This window comes from Thermoplasma acidophilum DSM 1728 (assembly GCF_000195915.1).
GTDB classification, from domain to species: Archaea; Thermoplasmatota; Thermoplasmata; order Thermoplasmatales; family Thermoplasmataceae; genus Thermoplasma; species Thermoplasma acidophilum.
The window spans coordinates 522,003-540,454 of record NC_002578.1 but is presented as its reverse complement, the minus strand read 5'-3'; the positions used below and the strand labels follow the sequence as shown (position 1 = coordinate 540,454).

At 45.6% G+C, this 18,452-nt stretch carries 19 protein-coding genes; 10 read left to right on the top strand and 9 right to left on the bottom strand.

Features of this window, described 5'->3' with window-relative positions; genetic code table 11:
• Positions 1 to 22 precede the first annotated feature (22 nt).
• The 3 genes from TA_RS02645 (at position 23) to TA_RS02635 (ending at position 3,059) form a co-directional block, all read left to right on the top strand.
• Positions 23 to 601, top strand: a complete 579-nt coding sequence (locus tag TA_RS02645; protein ID WP_010900935.1) for a hypothetical protein — start codon at positions 23 to 25, stop codon at positions 599 to 601.
• Between the two features lie 708 nt (positions 602 to 1,309).
• Positions 1,310 to 2,347 carry a cell division protein FtsZ gene (gene ftsZ, locus TA_RS02640; RefSeq protein WP_010900933.1) on the top strand — a complete coding sequence of 346 codons (1,038 nt, stop codon included), beginning with the start codon at positions 1,310 to 1,312 and terminating at the stop codon, positions 2,345 to 2,347.
• Positions 2,348 to 2,384: 37 nt separating this feature from the next.
• Positions 2,385 to 3,059, top strand: coding sequence for a chlorite dismutase family protein (locus tag TA_RS02635; RefSeq protein WP_010900932.1), 675 nt, complete (start codon positions 2,385 to 2,387; stop codon positions 3,057 to 3,059).
• On the opposite strand, the gene TA_RS02630 is transcribed toward TA_RS02635, so the two are convergent.
• Both TA_RS02630 and TA_RS02625 read right to left on the bottom strand, forming a co-directional pair.
• The gene (locus tag TA_RS02630) at positions 3,009 to 4,454 is read right to left on the bottom strand and encodes a tRNA sulfurtransferase (RefSeq protein WP_010900931.1); all 1,446 of its coding nucleotides are present in this window, start codon (positions 4,452 to 4,454) and stop codon (positions 3,009 to 3,011) included. The two genes, TA_RS02635 and TA_RS02630, sit on opposite strands and share 51 nt — an antisense overlap.
• On the bottom strand, positions 4,451 to 5,521 hold the full coding sequence (locus TA_RS02625; RefSeq protein WP_010900930.1) for a hypothetical protein: 1,071 nt from the start codon (positions 5,519 to 5,521) through the stop codon (positions 4,451 to 4,453). The genes TA_RS02630 and TA_RS02625 overlap by 4 nt, the downstream gene beginning before the upstream one ends.
• A 57-nt stretch (positions 5,522 to 5,578) precedes the next feature.
• On the opposite strand from TA_RS02625, the gene TA_RS02620 reads away from it, so the two are divergent.
• Both TA_RS02620 and TA_RS02615 read left to right on the top strand, forming a co-directional pair.
• Entirely contained in the window at positions 5,579 to 6,022 is a 444-nt protein-coding gene (locus TA_RS02620; RefSeq protein WP_010900929.1) for a hypothetical protein, read from the top strand.
• A gap of 4 nt (positions 6,023 to 6,026) precedes the next feature.
• Positions 6,027 to 7,829 carry an APC family permease gene (locus TA_RS02615; RefSeq protein ID WP_010900928.1) on the top strand — a complete coding sequence of 601 codons (1,803 nt, stop codon included), beginning with the start codon at positions 6,027 to 6,029 and terminating at the stop codon, positions 7,827 to 7,829.
• Between the two features lie 25 nt (positions 7,830 to 7,854).
• Here the strand turns inward: TA_RS02615 and TA_RS02610 are convergent, their stop codons facing one another.
• From TA_RS02610 to TA_RS02600, 3 genes are read right to left on the bottom strand one after another with little or no spacing between them, the layout of a single operon-like run.
• On the bottom strand, positions 7,855 to 8,262 hold the full coding sequence (locus TA_RS02610; protein ID WP_010900927.1) for a phosphate-starvation-inducible PsiE family protein: 408 nt from the start codon (positions 8,260 to 8,262) through the stop codon (positions 7,855 to 7,857).
• A 28-nt stretch (positions 8,263 to 8,290) separates the two neighbouring features.
• Complete coding sequence (locus TA_RS02605; RefSeq protein ID WP_048161618.1) at positions 8,291 to 8,788, bottom strand: TIGR00725 family protein; 498 nt, start codon at positions 8,786 to 8,788, stop codon at positions 8,291 to 8,293.
• Positions 8,789 to 8,796: 8 nt separating this feature from the next.
• Entirely contained in the window at positions 8,797 to 10,299 is a 1,503-nt protein-coding gene (locus tag TA_RS02600; protein WP_010900925.1) for a thiamine pyrophosphate-binding protein, read from the bottom strand.
• A 397-nt stretch (positions 10,300 to 10,696) separates the two neighbouring features.
• On the opposite strand from TA_RS02600, the gene TA_RS02595 reads away from it, so the two are divergent.
• Positions 10,697 to 11,410, top strand: coding sequence for an alanyl-tRNA editing protein (locus TA_RS02595; RefSeq protein WP_010900924.1), 714 nt, complete (start codon positions 10,697 to 10,699; stop codon positions 11,408 to 11,410).
• 302 nt (positions 11,411 to 11,712) lie between these two features.
• On the opposite strand, the gene TA_RS08185 is transcribed toward TA_RS02595, so the two are convergent.
• Both TA_RS08185 and TA_RS02585 read right to left on the bottom strand, forming a co-directional pair.
• Entirely contained in the window at positions 11,713 to 11,892 is a 180-nt protein-coding gene (locus TA_RS08185; protein ID WP_048161616.1) for a DUF1059 domain-containing protein, read from the bottom strand.
• 107 nt (positions 11,893 to 11,999) lie between these two features.
• Positions 12,000 to 13,115, bottom strand: coding sequence for a hypothetical protein (locus TA_RS02585; RefSeq protein WP_048161614.1), 1,116 nt, complete (start codon positions 13,113 to 13,115; stop codon positions 12,000 to 12,002).
• Positions 13,116 to 13,223: 108 nt separating this feature from the next.
• Here TA_RS02585 and TA_RS07855 point away from each other — a divergent pair, with 108 nt between their 5' ends.
• Positions 13,224 to 13,682, top strand: a complete 459-nt coding sequence (locus tag TA_RS07855) for an archaellin/type IV pilin N-terminal domain-containing protein (RefSeq protein ID WP_010900922.1) — start codon at positions 13,224 to 13,226, stop codon at positions 13,680 to 13,682.
• Between the two features lie 353 nt (positions 13,683 to 14,035).
• Complete coding sequence (locus tag TA_RS02575) at positions 14,036 to 15,082, top strand: pyridoxal-phosphate dependent enzyme (protein WP_156778479.1); 1,047 nt, start codon at positions 14,036 to 14,038, stop codon at positions 15,080 to 15,082.
• On the opposite strand, the gene TA_RS02570 is transcribed toward TA_RS02575, so the two are convergent.
• Positions 15,051 to 15,431 (bottom strand): winged helix-turn-helix domain-containing protein, encoded by a 381-nt coding sequence (locus TA_RS02570; RefSeq protein WP_048161612.1) that lies wholly within the window; start codon positions 15,429 to 15,431, stop codon positions 15,051 to 15,053. The genes TA_RS02575 and TA_RS02570 overlap by 32 nt on opposite strands.
• Before the next feature lie 253 nt (positions 15,432 to 15,684).
• Positions 15,685 to 16,173, bottom strand: coding sequence for a MogA/MoaB family molybdenum cofactor biosynthesis protein (locus TA_RS02565; protein ID WP_010900920.1), 489 nt, complete (start codon positions 16,171 to 16,173; stop codon positions 15,685 to 15,687).
• A gap of 87 nt (positions 16,174 to 16,260) precedes the next feature.
• Between TA_RS02565 and moaC the strand changes: the two genes are divergently transcribed.
• A complete protein-coding gene (gene moaC, locus TA_RS02560) occupies positions 16,261 to 16,692 on the top strand; it encodes a cyclic pyranopterin monophosphate synthase MoaC (protein ID WP_010900919.1) in 432 nt (143 codons plus the stop codon).
• A 144-nt stretch (positions 16,693 to 16,836) separates the two neighbouring features.
• Positions 16,837 to 18,426, top strand: coding sequence for a B12-binding domain-containing radical SAM protein (locus tag TA_RS02555; protein ID WP_010900918.1), 1,590 nt, complete (start codon positions 16,837 to 16,839; stop codon positions 18,424 to 18,426).
• Positions 18,427 to 18,452: the final 26 nt, after the last annotated feature.

Genomic DNA, 18,452 nt, shown 5'->3' with positions numbered 1-18,452 from the left:
TATATGATAATGATAATTCCTTATGAATTATAAAAGGTTAATTCCTCTGATTGCAGTTGCGCTGCTGCTTCCAACGGTTGCAACAGCGTCGGTGATTGTTTCTGATAGTTTCAATGTATCCGTTAGTTCAACCACTACTGGGCTTTACCTATCACCTGGTCCAAACTATGCCACAGCGCATAGCTCCGGTTACATATACGCCCCAGCGGTTGGAACAGGAAACAGCGAAAACATAACCTCTGGATCTGAGATAATGGTCAATTACACCGAATATTCAGGTACGGATTATCTGATGAATGTTCTGGAGATAAAGGATGTTGGTTTCAGCGGCGTATTATACCTGAATGGATCACTACCCGCTGGTGTGAGTATCTACGTAAGCAACAACAGTCAATCTAAGCTCGTGTGGGATTCTAGTTATGATAGCTACCTAGTCGAAAATGGAACCCAACCAACAGTAGAAAGTAATTACAACCTTGATAGTGCGATAACACTAACGGCTGGCCATATATATTACATAAGCTTCGTTATAAGCGTATCTGGTTCATCATCCGTGTTATCTGGCCCTTCAACTATATATCTTAACTATGTCAGTGATTAAATACGTGATCGCGGCCATCATGGCTTTTTTTATGATGGCCCTTTCAATATCTGGGGCTATGCCGCCAATTACTGTCTCCAATCAATATGCCACCCAGTGAATACTATATCCGATAAGATCTATCTCACCTATGGTTCAGCCATTCCTTTGATAGGCAATATTTCCGTTAATAATACTGTAAATTCCAGCGTCATTGGAAGCGGGTCGACTATCTCTCTAAATGCCGCTTCAATTGTCTCATTTTCCACTTTCTTATTTTCCATTCTCTACGTTGTAGATGGACTCCAGGTGAATGACTCTTTGTCTCCCATATATAGGGCAGAGCTTTGGATAAATGGATCAATACCCTCTGATCTCACAATCTTCGCACATAACAACACATCTAATTATATTTTATCTGGAAATAACAGCTTTAATCTCTCAAATACATCCCCGTTATATTTAAGCTTCTTTGCTGTTAACATAAACAATAGCACGCAGAATTTTTCTCTGTATTTCAATTACGTCATCGACAATGAGATCGTGATTGAATACACGTACAATTTTGTGATTGACTAAGGGCTGTAACTCGTGATAGTCCGCCTTCGTCATAATCAATCAAGCTGATCTGTGATATCATCTGACGATGGATCATTGTGCTTAACATCAGTTATCTGGATGATCGTTTTCAGCAAAAGAATTATTTATACAAGGGATTATAGTAGCCATATGGTTGACCAGAACGAAAGCGCTGAGGACATCTGGACAAAGGACGAGGATCTGACAAGAATAATTGAGGATAGAAATTTCAGGATAAAGGTGTTCGGTTTTGGAGGTTCAGGTTCAAACACAATCAACAGGCTGATGAGGGAAAACCTCGTTGGTGTTAAGCTGATCGCATGCAATACGGATGCTGCACATCTTCTCAGAATAAGAGCACATGCAAAGATACTTCTGGGCAAAAATCTGACTAGAGGCCTCGGCGCAGGTGCCGATCCAACCGTCGGTGAGATGGCCGCTAAGGAATCAGAGAGCGAGATCCTCAGGCATATCGATGAGACCAGCATAGTGTTCATAACTGCAGGTTTTGGCGGAGGTACAGGTACGGGAGCTGCCCCGTACGTTGCGAAACTTGCAAAGGATCGTGGAGCCCTCACCATCGCCTTCGCGACGCTGCCATTCAGCTCTGAGGGCTATGTAAGGATGAAAAATGCGGCAGAAGGTATAAGAAAGCTTGTCAAGAACAGCGATGCTGCTATCGTTATACCCAATGATAAGCTTATAGAGAAGTACAACGATGTTCCCGTATACAAGGCCTTCAAGTTTGAGGATGAGGTGATATCTACCGGCATTAAGGGAATAACAGATCTCATCATGAACACCGGTACCATAAACCTGGACTTCAATGACCTCCGAAAGGTCATGAAAGATGCAGGATACGCCGCCATAGGAATGGGTTCGTCAAACCAGGCTGTGAACGACAGAATTGTCGAAGCGCTGGAGAAGGCTCTTGATTCTCCATTCATGGATTATGATATATCACGTGCGAAAGGAGCAATAGTCAACGTCACCGGTGGGAGGGATCTCCAATTACAGGAAGCGCAGCAGGCTGCCGACATGCTGAGGAAAAAGATAGCCAGAGACGCCACGATAATGTGGGGTACCGTAATAGATGAAAACATGCGCAGCGGTGTTCGCATTCTGATAATAGTGGCGGGCATAAAGCCCAACTTCAAGCTCGATCAGGATCTTGAAGAGGTCAGATGACAGGTTAATGATAATTACTATAATGTAATATCCATTCATGACTGAGATATACACTTCAGTCCTATCTTATAGACTGCTGGAAGGAAAGGCGTACAGTGATGCGGATACAAGATCCCTGGACAGGATGATGAGGTCGATAGATGAATTCTTTTCTGCAAACCCCGGATATATAAATTTTCATATTTACCGATCGTACAGAACAGATTCTGATGTAATTTTCTGGTATTCCAGCAGAAACCCAGATCTGATGATCTTGGCAAAGGAACGCGTACAGGCATCGATGCGCCCCATCGCTGTTTCCTCATTTTCCTCCATCTCCATATACGACGAGAGCCCTTACAATGCCATGAATAAGAAGCTCGAGGATAGTCTGAGACTGCCCCCTCTCAGGTATTTTGTGGCCTATCCAATGTCGAAGACACCTGACTGGTACCTCCTTGACTTTGACACCAGGAAGGAGATAATGCACGAGCACATAAAGATGGCACTCAACCATCCCGATGAAAAGGGTATACGATCCTACACGACCTACTCGTTCGGAATAGGCGATCAGGAGTTCGTGGTGCTTTACGAGATTCCTGACATAGCCGCATGGTCGAGGGTAACAGAGAAGCTCAGGGAGGCAAGGGCAAGAAAATGGATTATAAAGGAGACACCGATATTACTCGGCAGGCTGGTCGATGCCGGTGATATTGCCGGATTCCTTCTCTGATAACCTCTTTTTAAGGTCGCTGAACGTTGAATAATATGCAGTTATGCCGCGGTTTCTGAGCATGGATGCGACGTATGCACTCTGCAGGCCCATTCCGCAGTATACCACGTAAGTCCTGCCCTTATCTTCAACATTGATCGCGTCGCCCAGCGGCAGATTTATCGAATTTGGTATGTGATCTTTCTCGTACTGAGACCTCGATCTCAGATCTATTATCACAGCATCCTTCGGAATCGAACCTTTAAGCGATAGATCGGTTCTCAACGCTACAGAAAGGTCATCGATGTCATACGCCCTTATGCCCTCAAACAGTTCTTCCATATCAATCTGCTTCATATCCTCGTCTATATCCTCCGGCTTTGACCTTATGATGGGGCGGGATGCGAAGAGAGAGCAGAACTCCCCCATGCTCAACTCCGGAAATGTTCCGATCCTGCGTGCCATATCAACGACCTCGTCCTTGTCCATCCCGATGAGCGGCCTCAGTATCGGAACGCCTATCCCGCTCTCTATGGCCTTCAGGTTCTCAGCAGTCTGCGAGGATACCTGCCCGAGGGATTCACCGGTCACTATGCCGTTGTATCCGTTTTCAAGCGCGATCTTCTCGGCGATCCTGTATATTACCCTCTTGAATGTCACGTTTGAGTACTTTGTCCTGCCCTCGATGACCATGGTTCGTATGAGAGACCTGCAGTCTGCAACGTATATCCTGGGTTTTCTGTATGGCGCCCATCTCTCCACAAGTTTCTTTACAACATCGACAAATGGCCTCAGATCCACAGGGTACGACAGCGAACAGAACAGTATATCGCACGGTGATCCGCGCTTCATTATCATCCAGGTTGACACGGGGGAATCTATTCCACCCGATACCAGTGAAATGTACTTCCCCTCTGATCCAAGTGGAAGCCCTCCCGGGCCGGGTATGATTTCATGGTAAAAGAAAACATCCTTCCCGACAATATCGGCATGTATCCATATGTCGGGATTTTTTAGATTCACACCGGCAGATGCATCGTATAGCGAATCTCCTATGGCACGCTCAACGTCAAGCGAGGTGAATGAATGAGTGCCGGTGCGGTTGCATCTGACGCCGAAGGTCTTTCCCCTGACCTTCTCCCTGTAGATCTCAGATGCAATTCGCGTGATGTCTTCAAGTGTTTCGGCCCTGAAACGCAGAACCGGGGAATAGGATTTTATCCCCATGATGTGGCGAAGTGGGCCGTCACCATCAGCCTCCACAAGTACATGCCCGGACATTATCCTGCAGCTGGCCCTGAGTCCTATGATCTCGTAGTATTTTCTTATATTATCCATCAGGATGCTTTCCATCCTGCTTCTTTCCCTGTCTCCCTTCAAACCGATCTCAGAATACCTGACCATGTAGAGGCTCATTGCGTTACACCTGCAGATGCCATCAGATCCTGGACTATATTTGGGTTTATGTTGGCCAGCCTGGTCCTAAGATCATCGATGGATATGTGTCCGTCCGAGATGAGTCCTTTGACGAGATAGGAATACTTCTGGAACACGTATTTAACAAGAGGTAGGAGATCGCTCTTCTCCAGCAGATTGGTATCCCCTATAATTACGGATGTCACGGTCTTCTTTCTCGCCATCAGGTTCTGCATAACGCCAGCTATGTATCCCGATATCGATCTGATAGTCTTGTAATCGATGTACTTTGATAGTATTGGATCGCCATCAACGTTCACCTTTCCGGAGTCATCCTTGTAGTCTATCCGTATCATATCAGGGTTGTCCACCGGATAGAAGAATGAGATCTGGGACAGCGTATCTTCGTTCTCTATCATCACGTTTATGTACTTCGGGCTGTATTCAACATAGGAAAGGATGTACTTATCCAGTTTTTCATAATCCACAGAGACCTCGGAGCTCATCAGCGATCTGCCCTTCCTCACCGGTATGCGTATTCCCTTTGATATCGAGGACATGTAGACCGTGTCCTTGAGCTCCGGCACAAGGCTGCAGTTCAGTGAAAATTCGTATGATATGTTGTCATCGCATCTGTAAACTGCCCTGGCCTGATAGGAACCGCTGACATGGTTAAGGTATACCGTGTAATCGATTATGTGGAACGGGTCCTGGATCATGAAGAGGCTCAGGCTTCCTATTGACCTGTTAAGATCGCCATCCATCTTCTGTTTTATGGCGTTCTGGTCATCCCTTGCCCTGGCCTCGATCTTCTCCTTTATCTGAGACACCGCAAGGGATGCAAACTCTATTATCTTGTTCTTGACGTCAGATGCATCGATCCCTGTCTGTGAAAAATCGAAATTCTGGACTGTGTTTTTTATTTCCAGTACGAAATTATCTGCTATCTTCTTTCTGCTTTCAACAAGTATGCTGAAATTTTCATAGTCCCCCTTGCCCTTTCGGTAATTTTCCATATATACGAGGGCGTCGATGAGATTCGATATCGATTCTGCGGTTATTGCCATGACATTCGTTTATTCAAAAGTATTATAAAGCAATATCTCAATAATGAATGGATCTTTATGGCAGACACACTGGATAAGGCGATAGATGACACCATCCTTCAGATCAAGGCACTAATGCTCATCGCGGGAAACGACCGTAGCTCTCAGGCCAGAATAAGGAAGCGCCTCTCTGAGAGCAGGGATCAGTCTGTCATGGAATTCAGGCAGATAGTCGGACAGGAGACGCCTGGTCGTGAATATCTGTACGCTGCCATAGGTGAGTTCATAATCTCTTCGTTTCTCATTCTGCTCTCAGCCATCATAATGACGCCAGCGCTTGCCTCCTTCGTAAATGCTGATCTGGTATCCAGATACCTTGATGGAATTGCGGTCAACATAGTGGCCCTAAATGCAATAGGATATGCCGAAGTAATAGGCATGCTGCTCCTTGCCTTCTTCATACTATTCCTCGGTTTGCACACCATAAGGTTGGGCGCAGAGAAAACGGCAAGGATGTGGTGATTCCATGTTCAGGAGATACAGGAGGATCACTCTCATCACCAAGGCCTTTTCCACAGCCGTGGGTGTCTTCTTCCTCTATTCAACCATTTTTTACCTCATCACATCGAACCCGTTGAGTCACTTTTCATTTGGGTATCTGATCGTTTTCTTTGCGGTCATATCCTCGCTCGTACTTTCTTCCATACTCATTGCGGAGCTGCCTTCAGTCTACAGGGTAAAATTCCGCAAGCCCACGCTGAAGGAAACTGGCAGTCCGGTCTATGGTTTCTTCACCCTTTTTGCAATAGGCCTCGGTACGACCATAGGTTCACCGCTGTTCATTCTCATACCGGAGAATGTCTACGAATACTTCATAGTATCAATAGCTTCGCTGATCCTGGCCATTGTAATGTCGTATCTCCTGGCTTATCTGTACGATAAGATGCACGTTTATTCGCTGGAACACGATCTGAACGCTCTTGGCGGTCCTTCATTCATAAGGACGGCGCATGGAAGGCAGAGCCTGAGGTATTTCATCTCCCGATTCTCCATGTGGATAGCCAACACGTCACTGGCAGCCTTCTCCGTAATTTACTTTGTGGAGTTTACGTTCAACGTCATATCACCTCTGCTTGCCGAACTTGGCCTTTCGCCGATTTTCAGGTACACGGCCGTCGCAGGCGCAATACTCTTCATGGTCATATGGTTCATACTCAACGCCTTCTACGGAAAGAGGTACATGAAGGGCATCGGGATGGCACAGATAGTCTTACTCATAATAATGGTCTCGATTATATTCCTGGATGCGCTTGATCTTGGCTTCATGAATTCATGGAACCTCACGGGGCTTCTGACATTCCACGCCAATGCTCCGGAGCTTATACTGATAAACACCGGATATCTGTTCATACTGTTCTTTGGTTTCCAGGAGATACAGGTCATGGTTCGTGATTCGAAGGATGAATCGAAAATACCGATCATTTCTGCAATAACCGGAAAGGCCTACCCAAAGAAAAGATACATGCCGTACTCGATGTACGCAACCATAGCCGGAGCCGGGTTCATACAGCTGCTTTATGCGCTTGCAGTCTTCTCAGTCCATGCCCCTTATTCAGCAGTTGAAAGCGCAGTTATACCGGCAATATACATAGCATCGGTATTTCAGAACAATATCTGGGCTCTGGGAATGGCCATATCGTTCCTTCTCGCAACCGTAACGACATTTGTTCCCGCCTTCATGGCCGCATCGCGCCACCTCAGGTCGCTGGCAGAGGATGGAATATTTCCGCAGTCCTTTGCTGCGCTTTCCTGGGTTTTCACCTTCGTGCTCATACTTTTCATGAGTCTTGGGGGTACGGGGTTTCTGGTTAACATAACCGATTTCATGGTTCTGATCGCGTTATCCATAATAGCCCTAACCGCCATAGCGCTTCGGGACAGGCACAGGTTCGATCATGTGGAAGCTATATCGATAATCACGTTCATGATGTTCATGATCGGTGCAGTGAGCATATACTTCAGCGATAAATCTGTGGTTATCCTCGGGATAATGGCCATAGTTGCGGCCTATCTTCTATACGACATAATGAAACTCTCCATGATGGGCATGGAGCTCTTTGGGTTCACCCTGGGGATACTATCACTCCTGCCGCTGATCGTCTTCAGGACGGAAGCATCTCCAACCATCAGGATAATAGGAAACATCCTGATAAGATCGCCGTACAATCTGATATACATCCAGATATCCCTGCTGATAATGGTGGTAGTTCTGATGTTGAACGTAATTTTGCGGATAAGGCTCCAATCAAGGAATATTAATACGGTATGAATCGCCGGAAAATAGCCGAAAACTTTCACGATTTTGGAGTATCATGCCATTTCTCGCTCGACGAGAGGAAATAGAGGGTAACGGCGAGGGAAACGATGACAATTGCAAGCGCGGACAGCGAATAGATGTCCTTTATTCCGGTTGATATATCAACTATTATTTCCCTTATTATGTAAGAGAGTCCGGCTTCCACGACATGTCGGAGACCAGAAGGGCTCCTTACCACAAAATCATGGGCCCCCAGGTAAAGTTCTAGAAGGACAAGGGCAAAGAACGCGTTCTCAACGAGCGAATACGAAAGGGCCTCCAGCCCCTCCGATCTCATGAGGTATATATCGTAAATCGCATATCCAATGTCCAGAATTATGCTCACGACCAGAAGGGCCTCTATGATGTAACCGAACGTCTTTATTATGAGTGGAGTTACGTCCACGAAGCATGATCTGCATGCTAATTATAAATTATCTTTCGGTACTCTCGTCGATCTGTTGCCATCTCGATCCAAGGCTTATGGCAAGATCCACTGCCTTCTGCGGGTCTGGCTCGATGTAAATGTGGCCCTCGTGTTCCTTTGTTCTCGGTATATTCAGTGGATAGATTGAAACCACGTCCTTGCCTTCAGATATTGCAAACGATGCTTCTGAGAGCGTGCCGGCCGAACCATCTATTGCTATTATTGCCTGTGATGCCCTGATTATCAGAAAATTTCTCATGTAACCCATGCCTGTGGGAAGGGGTATCCTGACATACCGATTGGCCTGGGACGCATCGTATCCCGGAAGGATCCCAACAACAATGCCACCCTCATCGTACACACCGTGAGATGCACATTCCATGACGCCGGTCAGACCACCGCATACAACGATAACGCCTTTCTGCGCCAGTAATCTTCCGACCCTGTAAGCCACCTCGCATACATCGTCGTGGACCCTGCTTCCGCCTATCACACCTATATTCATGCTATCACTCAGAAAAGATCAGGAATTTCATTATCCGCATCAAGCACAAGAACCTTTGGTGTGTTGCCACTTGATATCCATTCAAGATCTCCTTCGCCGGAATAGGTTCTCACGTCGACCCCGAACCCCTCTGCAACTTTCTCTATGCGGAAATTGAATCTCAGATAATCGGCGTTCTCTATGCCGTACCCGAACGTCCTGGAGTAGCTCCTCAGTATATTGTAGCCATTGTTTCTGATGACGATGAATTTTGCCGGTATTCCATACCTGTATGCTGTCCAAAGGCTCTGGGGGGTATACATAAAGGCACCGTCTCCAATTATTCCCACCGTTTTGCTATTCGCCATGGCAACAGAAACTGTGGCTGCATCGCCCCAGCCGAGCGGGCCCCCGCGGGAGGTGAAATACGTTTTCGGTCCGTCAGCAAAGTACTTTCTCACAGATCCGGATGCCGTCACGGCTTCATCCACGGCAGTATAACCTTTAAGATGCCTGTGGATCTTGGCAATGATGTCTTCGTAAACCAGTTTTTCCTTCACGACTTTGGGAACAAACTTTTCCTTTGGCCTTGCATATTTCAAGGCACTTTGCAGGAAGCATTTTGGATCCGATCGGTAAGTGTCCCCGATGTAGTGTCCCGATCTTGTCGATATGAATATTGACCTGTCTGCAAACGAAGGATCCTCGCCTGTGTACGGGTAAACGAATATATCTGATCCGATGAACACTATCAGATCGTACTGATTTAGGATCCTGTTCATGGCCTGAAACGATGAGGGCAGATCCTGCACATAGAGATCGTCCCTGTAATACGATGACGACTGGGACCATGGCTCAACGTAAACGGGTGCATTGAGTGCATGCGCGAAGCTCCTGGCATCCTCCATTGATCCATACATATCTACTTCGGATCCGAATACCAGCGCAACACGATCGGCTGAGTTTATGCGATCCATGATGCTTCTTATATCGTCCTCGCCAAGGCACATCTGCGTGTGGTACTTAACTTCGCTTTCAATTGGGGTCGCATCTTCATCCATAATGTCCATGGGAAATGAAACGAAGGTTGGCCCGAATGGCGGCGTCATTGAAATCTCGTAAGCTCTTTTCAGTGCCAGGGGTATTTCCTCCGGCCTCCTGACCTCGTAGGCGTATTTAACGTAATTTGATACCATGCCGATCTGATCGCCAGACAGCAGTGGATCATAATATAGATGCCTTCTGTCCTGCTGACCGGCAGTTATTATAACTGGCGCATTATCCTTCATCGCCGATATTATGAAGGCCATGGAGTTCGAGATGCCAGGAAGCGAATGCAGGTTCACTATGGAAGGATGGCCTGTGTACTGGGCATAGGCATCTGCCATGGCAACGGATATGGAATCGTGAAGCGTGAGGACGTAATCCTCAACATTGGAGAGCATGGGTATCTCGGTGGTGCCCGGATTCCCGAAAAGCGGATGAAGTCCATTTCTCTTGAGAAAATCTGAAAATATCTGTGAAGCCTTCATATCTATGCTTATTATTTTTATCTAATATTCTTTTTGTGATAGACTGTATATATCATTCATGGAAAATATAGTCATGGCAGCATTCAGCGTTAATGTATATCGGATAACAATCCCAAAAATCCTCGGTTCTCCTTTCTTTATTTATACATTGAGAAAATCACAGCGGAAAAACCTGATAAATCCCCGGCAAAGTCTATCGCAAGCCAGGCTTTTATGACTTTCCGCATGCGTTTTGTGAAGATCGTTTACGTATGGGCAGGATATGTTACTCGGACAGGGGTTTTCGTGCGATTCATCGAATATTCATTGACGGTAGCAATCTCAAATATCCCGGACATAGAGTGAATCAACTGCCCAGCAACAGATAATATTTAAACAGAAAGCTATAAGGGGATCTATGAAGACGAAGGCGTTATACCTAGACGACTCGTACGCGACTGAAGGCACCGGCACTGCAATATTCGTCGAATTTACCGATATGAAGGTGGATCAATCGATCTTCTATCCAACGACTTTCGGTGAGCCAAACGATACAGGAAAGGTTATAATTGATGGAAAGGAATATCAGATAGTTGACACGATATACGACGGTGAATATATACACCTGATCTCAATGGACACATATCCGCAGACCGTAGTGGGCAAGACGGTGAAACAGAAGATCGACTGGGATAAGCGATACATACACATGAGGTTCAGGACAGCCCTGCGTATTATTTCTGGCCTGGCGTATGCAAAGTGGAAAGTTTCATGCAGAGTCAATGAAACGTATGATGACAGGGCATGGATCGACATTGAGAAGCCGGACATAACCGAGGATGAGATAAATGAAATTATGGCTGAGGCCAATGACGTAGTCAAAAAAGATCTGGATGTCAGATTCAGGTACATTGGACTTGAAGATTTCAACAGGAGCGAAGACCTGAAGAAGATGTCGATCCACGATGCATATGATGAGGACAGGATAAGGATAATGAGCATAGAGGGCCTCCCGGATCAGCCGGAATTCGGTGTTAACGTAAAGAAGACCGGAGAGGTTGGGCAGATAAATTACAAGACAACAAAACTGAAGGGTAAAATTTCAAATCGAGTAAATATAACCCTTCAATGAAAATTAATTCAATACGAAATTTGTTTTGCCATTTTCTGAATGACCCGATTGCTGAACGGTAATCTCATTTGATTCCTGAGGATCTGCGCGATAACCCCGGGAAACATTGATGCTTCGCAGGTCAGCCCGAATATCTAACCCCGCTTATGATTTACGTATTAGTGACAGGGAAACTTCATTGAAAACAGAAGAATTCTGAAGGCAATCCATTACCGATCATATATGATCAGGCCAGAACGCCTCAATCCAGCCATAATTTAAAAGGACTGTTAACAACTTCAATATTGTCCCTTTTTTTGATTTTAACGTTTCTCCTTCGTTACTTCCAGGATCTTGTTTTTTATATCATCAGTGAAATCATAGATATTGTGGGCGTATCTGAAATGCATCTTCACCATCGGTGGTATATCTTCCTTTCTCTCCTCTTCCAAGGTGTAACTGCAGTCGAAACCATAGTCCTTGCATCTAAATATGTACGTCATTATACGAAAATCCCCCAAGTATAAATAACTCTTTTGTTTTCGGGCACCCAAAAATGCATATTCAGAATCATACCTCAAATTGACCGTTTCTTCTGCACGTGTGCACATCAGTTTCCGTACATATCTCCGCCAGAATAATGATCATGGATTCTCCCATATATGTCGATCTTGATATTGAATGGACCCACGTCGTCTGGTGATACGACATGATGGCAGTGATCGCACTCAAGGTTCATGTCACCTCTCACATGGAATACAATACCTCCGCATTCTGGGCAGCTACTTCTTATGAAGAGATCTTCCGGCTTCAGCAGTGGGGCCTGCACTTCCCGCCTTGCTTCCTGAGCGGCCCTGGTTTTTTCCCTGTCCATCCTTTCCTGGCTTATTCTCTTCTGCCTGGACTCATTCTCCAGGAATAGATAGTAAATGCCCACCGAGGCCCATGCGAAGAGGAATATGGTCAGAAGCAGTGAATAGGCGGGTATCTTGGAGACCAGGACACTGAGGAAGCTTATCATGCTCATTATGAAGTTGGTCAAAATGGCCCTAATCAGACCGAATTTCAGGTATATTATGGAAACCATGAGCGTGGTCACATATGCAGAAACAACGTAGTATATGTTCTGGCCTAGAACCACGTAAAGTATGGCTGCATACGTTGCAACCCCTATCGATATGGCACCCACGATATTCCAGCTCAGATCTCCGCTTTTTATTATGACGCTTATCTTCTTCGAGGCAAAGCCGTATATCAGAAGTATCACGGATATGGGTATGATGGAGAAAAACAGTGTCTCTCCTGGTACAGAAACGAGGTAATAGTAAACCTGCACAAAGTTTGGCAATCTGTTTATGCTTGTGATGCCATAGGAAGGATATATGCTGGATATTATGAATGATAGAATCAGATCAACCAAAACGTATATTGCAAGATACCAGAAATATCTGCCAGATGGCCTATTCGTGAATGATGTTGTGTAATCTTTTTTAAATCTGACCAGTGAAAATAGGCCAGCAATGACGATCACAAGGGAAATCACTATCATCCCTATGAAGAAACTAACGGTACCGTGAAATGAGAACATCGCATAATCTGAAACAGGAACCGCTGACAGATCTCCTGGCTTCATTATCATCTCTGGAATGTAGTATATGGTGAAAGCCAGGGCGATTACAATACCCGCTGCACCAAATATCAGGCCAGGCAGATCCTTTCTATCCATGAACGCAGGTATATTAGAACTTCGGATTAAGACTTATCGGAACTGATATCTGGCGAAATTCATATCAAGCGGAACAATGATTTTAAATGCAGATTCATTGGTAAAATCATGCAGGATAAGGCCGTTTCACCGATCATCGCCACGATCCTCCTGATCGCGATAACGGTCACCCTTGCCGCAACCTTTTATACGGAGGTCACGCCTTATTTCACCCAGAATCAGTATTTCACCCCTCAGGCCCAGATCCAAGTGTTGAGTGAGAATCATACATCGAGTTATGGGTACTACGTTTACGTTTCTTACTTCCCAGGGACGCTTTCCCTTCACGATGTGGATCTCAATATTATAAGCAATGGTACGTATGTATCCGTAAATCTCGGGGCCGTATACCCATCGTCCACCATCAGCAATTCTGGAGTCAGTGCAAGCATAACACTGTACACACAGGGAGAGGTCTTTACATCTGGATCCTACATCCTCCTGAATCTGTCCAGCCCGATATCCTATCTGGCCATAGTGGATATGAATACAGGATCGAATGTGGTTACATTTTCTCCAGATCAATGATCACCATAACGCAGGGGATAGAGCGATGCATCTCAATGGACGTTGAAACCATACTGCCTTGTTCGCCGCGGTAATGCATACGGGATGTGGACCGCAATTTTTATCGATGGGGGAATATGAGAAATTTTTGTTTTAGAGGAAATATCTGTGGCTTCGCAGATGGAAATTTTTAATAGATGGAGTATATAAACATATGCTATGAATACGATGCGGCGACTCATTGGGACGCGTTCCCTGTGGTATAATATGATCCGTGCATTTGTCGACTTTCAGCGCAACCACGAACTCCATTTGCCCGGATGGGTATCTGTTCGCAGTGAATATCATGATCTTCAGCCAAGGAGTGACTGACAATGGTTAAGAATGATCCTGTCACGGAAGTGCCCGCATACTGTATGGTGTGCGGAAAGAAACGAGTTGGGGAAGAACTGAGATGCAAGAGTTGCGGATCGCCGTTTGAGATTCGAACGGGGTTTCATTATCGGGAAAACATCGAGGACAATTTTCCATACATTAAGAATATGATCTCGCTTGGAGAATCGGAGACGCCGATCTTTCATGGGGACGATTTTGACCTGAAGCTGGATTATATGCTTCCAACATTCTCCTATAAGGATAGGGGTAGCAGGATACTCATCTCGCACATTGCCGACATAAGGGATTCGTATGGTATAACCCGTATTTCAGAGGATTCATCCGGAAATGCAGGTGCGTCGATAGCCGCATATGGATCGGCGGCTGGTTTAGCGGTAGATATATACGTTCCCGAAACCGTCGCCGGAAGAAAATTCTCACAGATACAGGCTTACGGCGCAAATGTGATAAAGGTAAAGGGCAGCAGGGAGGATGTCCAGTCTGCCGCCGAGAGATCTGAATCGTTCTATGCCAGCCATGTGCTCAGACCGGAATTCAGGGACGGCATACGAACACTGGCCTATGAGATCTACAGGCAGTACGATCGCATGCCAAGAAATATATACATACCGGTTTCAGCGGGCACGCTTCTGCTTGGCCTCTATTCAGGGCTTCGCCATCTTATGGAGTCCGGAGAGATCGCCGAAATGCCGGCAATAGTTGCAGTTCAGACCGAAGCGGTTTCGCCCCTCTGTGCGAAAATAAATGGATTGAATTATGATCCTGACAATAAGCTGTCTTCCATTGCAGATGCACTTGTGTCCAGAAAGCCGGTACTATTGCAAAAGATGTATCAGGTCATTTCGGAATATGGAAGATGCATGACCGTTAGCGATGATGAGATCATAGAGGCGAGAAACAGACTTGCAAAAAAGGGTTTCCTTGTTGAATACAGCTCCGCAACGGTATACGCTGCATTCAGGAAAAAACCGCAGGAAAATAGCCTGCTGGTGCTCACTGGGTCTGGGCTGAAGAACGATTCTTGATCTTTTCTTTTTTCTCCTTCTTCAGCTTCTCTATTCTCTCCTTCTCCTCCCTGGTTCTTATCGCCTGCCCTACAAATTCGCCCTCATTGGTCAGTATTATCTTTTCTCCGAGGCGCTCTTTATCATCAGCAGCGAAGCCATAGTCGAAGAGATTCTTCAGAACAGCCTCCGGATCCTTAACGCCACTTTCATTCTTAATCCTGTACAGCGGAACCTTTCCCCCGTGGTTTTTTATGAACATCAAAAGCTTCACTTCATCGTCTGTCATATCGTAGTTGTTCTCGAGCTTGCCCTTTATCACTGGCTTATTGAAAGGAGAACCTTTAACCAGCACCTTTGACTCTGCCATTCATACTCGCCTCCATCCGCTATGTTTTCATCACGGCTAACGACATCAATTATTGATCACCATATAAAGATCCAGTTATCAGCTTTTTGCTGGATCCTAACACTTTAGCCAAGATCTGAATTGATATCGTTCAATTTACTATTAATCTTTGCCTTTTGTCTGCGGATATCGTCATGATTTGCCCATTTAAGTACGCTGACCTCGCTGCACTATCTGCGGATTCCGCCTTAAGGGCCCTGGCGTGCATTGAACATCATTCTTTCCTGGTTTCATATATCACATGGTCGATCATTTCAAGTATGAGCTTCGCTCCGACATCCTGGGCCTTTGGCGATCCTGGGAGGACGAAGACAGGCTTTCCATAGATTATGAACAGGTTGGAGGAGGATATGTATGCGAATACACCTGCCTGTGCCTCACTCCTGCGCCTGAATATCTCACCGAAACCTGGCACCTCCTTGTCAGCAACCCTCCTCAGCGTAACCGATGTCAGGTCGTACCTGCTCACTCCTGTTCCTCCGTTGTACACGAAAGCGTCATAATCGGTGAAATCTTTGAAAAGCTCGGAGAGTATCTGGACGGGATCATCCCTGATTATTGTTCTCGAGATGCTGTGCATCTCGAAATGCTTTTCCAGTATTCTTCCAGATTCATCCGTATCCGGAGTCCTGGTGCTTGAAACTGTTATTATCTTAATCCTGAGCCTGCCTGGCTTTTCACCGTGGTGTGGTCTCTCTTCCATGCCTGTTGATATTTTCCTAATAGATATCAGTATTGGATTTTTTTCTGAGGATCAAAAAGCTAAATTCCATCAACGCATGATCGAACTATGATCAATATCTCGGAAAAGGCAATAAGTGCAAGAACAGCAACTGCTACTGGCAGAATACACCTCAGGAGATCCACTATCCAGGCGATCAGAGAAAAAAAGGTGAAGAAAGGCGATGTGCTCGAGGTGAGCAGGGTTGTCGGTACGCAGCACGCGAAAAATACATTTTTGCAGATACCTTACTGCCATAACATACCCATAGAAGGCGTGGACGTGGATTTCAACGTCGGGGAAGACTATGTGGAGGTGTCATGCACATTGACCACAACGTATAAAACCGGAATTGAGATGGAAGCTATAAGCTGTGTTTCCGGAGCTCTGATCAACATATGGGACATGGTAAAGTATCTGGAGAAGGATGAAAGTGGAAATTATCCGGAAACCAGAATAGATGGCATTCATGTCGTTGAGAAGAGAAAGACACCGGTATGACATTCCATTCCACGTCACTCATATTGTGAAAGAAATATAGCCATTTATCTATATGCATTTTCTTTCGTTATTTCCGGGCTATGAATCGTTTTTTGTAGCAAATGTTGTCAATAATTCATTTATATAATGATGAATTATTGAGTTATGAAAGTTTTACTAATAAAGCCTCTCAACCCCACCGGTAGCGGATACACAACAAAATTTGGCTTCCTGCCAACTCCCCTTGGGCTCCAGGTGCTTGCGGCACAGGCCAGGGCAATAGGCATAAATGATGTACGCATAGTGGACATGGAAGCTGATGACCTCACGGCCGATCAGATGGTAGAATACGTTGAAAGATGGAGGCCTGATGTTATAGGCATAACGCTTCATGCAACGGCCGCACACGCATTTTCTCAGGATCTTGCGAAGCGCATAAAGGCCATATACAACCCGCTCATCGTTGCCGGCGGCCATCAGGCAACCTTTGTCCCTGGAGAACTACTTGACAACGGGTTCGATATCATAGTTTTAGGTGAGGGCGATGAGGCCTTCAGGGATGTACTGGAACATTACAGGGATAATGCTGATTTCTCCGATATCCCTGGCATAATATTCAAAAGCGGAAACATGAAGATAAGGACAGAAAAGAGGGAGCTGATCGATGATCTGGACAGGCTTCCAATTCCCGCCTTCGATCTGGTCGACAAGGAAAGATACACATTCAAGGTCTTCGGCGAAGGGAGCGTTGCGACGGTTGAAACAGCTCGAGGATGCCCATATGCATGCGATTTCTGCTCCGTGACTCCAACATGGGGAAATAAATGGAGAAACAAATCAAACGACAGGATCATGGAAGAACTCCGCATCGTCAAGAGTCTGGGCTACAGATGGGTATTCTTCACCGATGATATCTTCGTGGTTTATCCAAATGTGAAGCAGAGATCCGATCTGTTTGACCGCATAATAGAAGAGGATCTTGGCCTGAAATTCATAGTCCAGATGAGAGCTGATGTAACTTCCAAGAATCCGGATCTGATCAGAAAGGCCAGCCAGGCGGGCCTGACCATAGCCTTCCTTGGGATAGAATCCGGCAGTGAGGAGGTACTGAAGGCGATGCATAAGGGGATAATGACTTCCGCATCGGTGAATGCCGTGAAGATACTTACCCAGAATAACATAGTGGTGCTCGGAGGAATGATGCTCGGTGCTCCTTATGAAAGCTTCAGAGATATGATGAAGACCATAAAGTTCTCCAGGGTTCTTGCAAGGGCCGGCATAGACGCAATTCAGATAAGCACGTACACGCCGCTTCCCGGTACACGGATATTTCTAGACGCACTCAGAAAAAACGAGATATTCACCCTTGACTGGTCAAGGTATGATATACTTACACCGGTTGCAAAGACGAGGGTCAATCCTGCAATAATTCAGGCGCTTACGGCATATGGATACTATTCGTTCTATGCATACAAATGGCTCCATGACAGGCTCCATGAAGTGAGGGCTGTAGGTTTCAAGGATCAGATAATGATGAATGCCCAGAAGTTCATAATGAGAATGATGCCTTCATACATCAAGGACATTTTCAGGCTCCCGTCTGACATAATGAAAACCGCCATTCTTTACAGAAACGGCATAAGGAAGAGGATAGCCACCGATGAACATGTGAGGGAACTTATCGCTGACTCCAGTTCCATAGTGTATAAGGAAACAGATGTTAAAAATCCATACTTCAAGATAAAAACACAGTGAAACAAAATATTTATTAATGTATGACG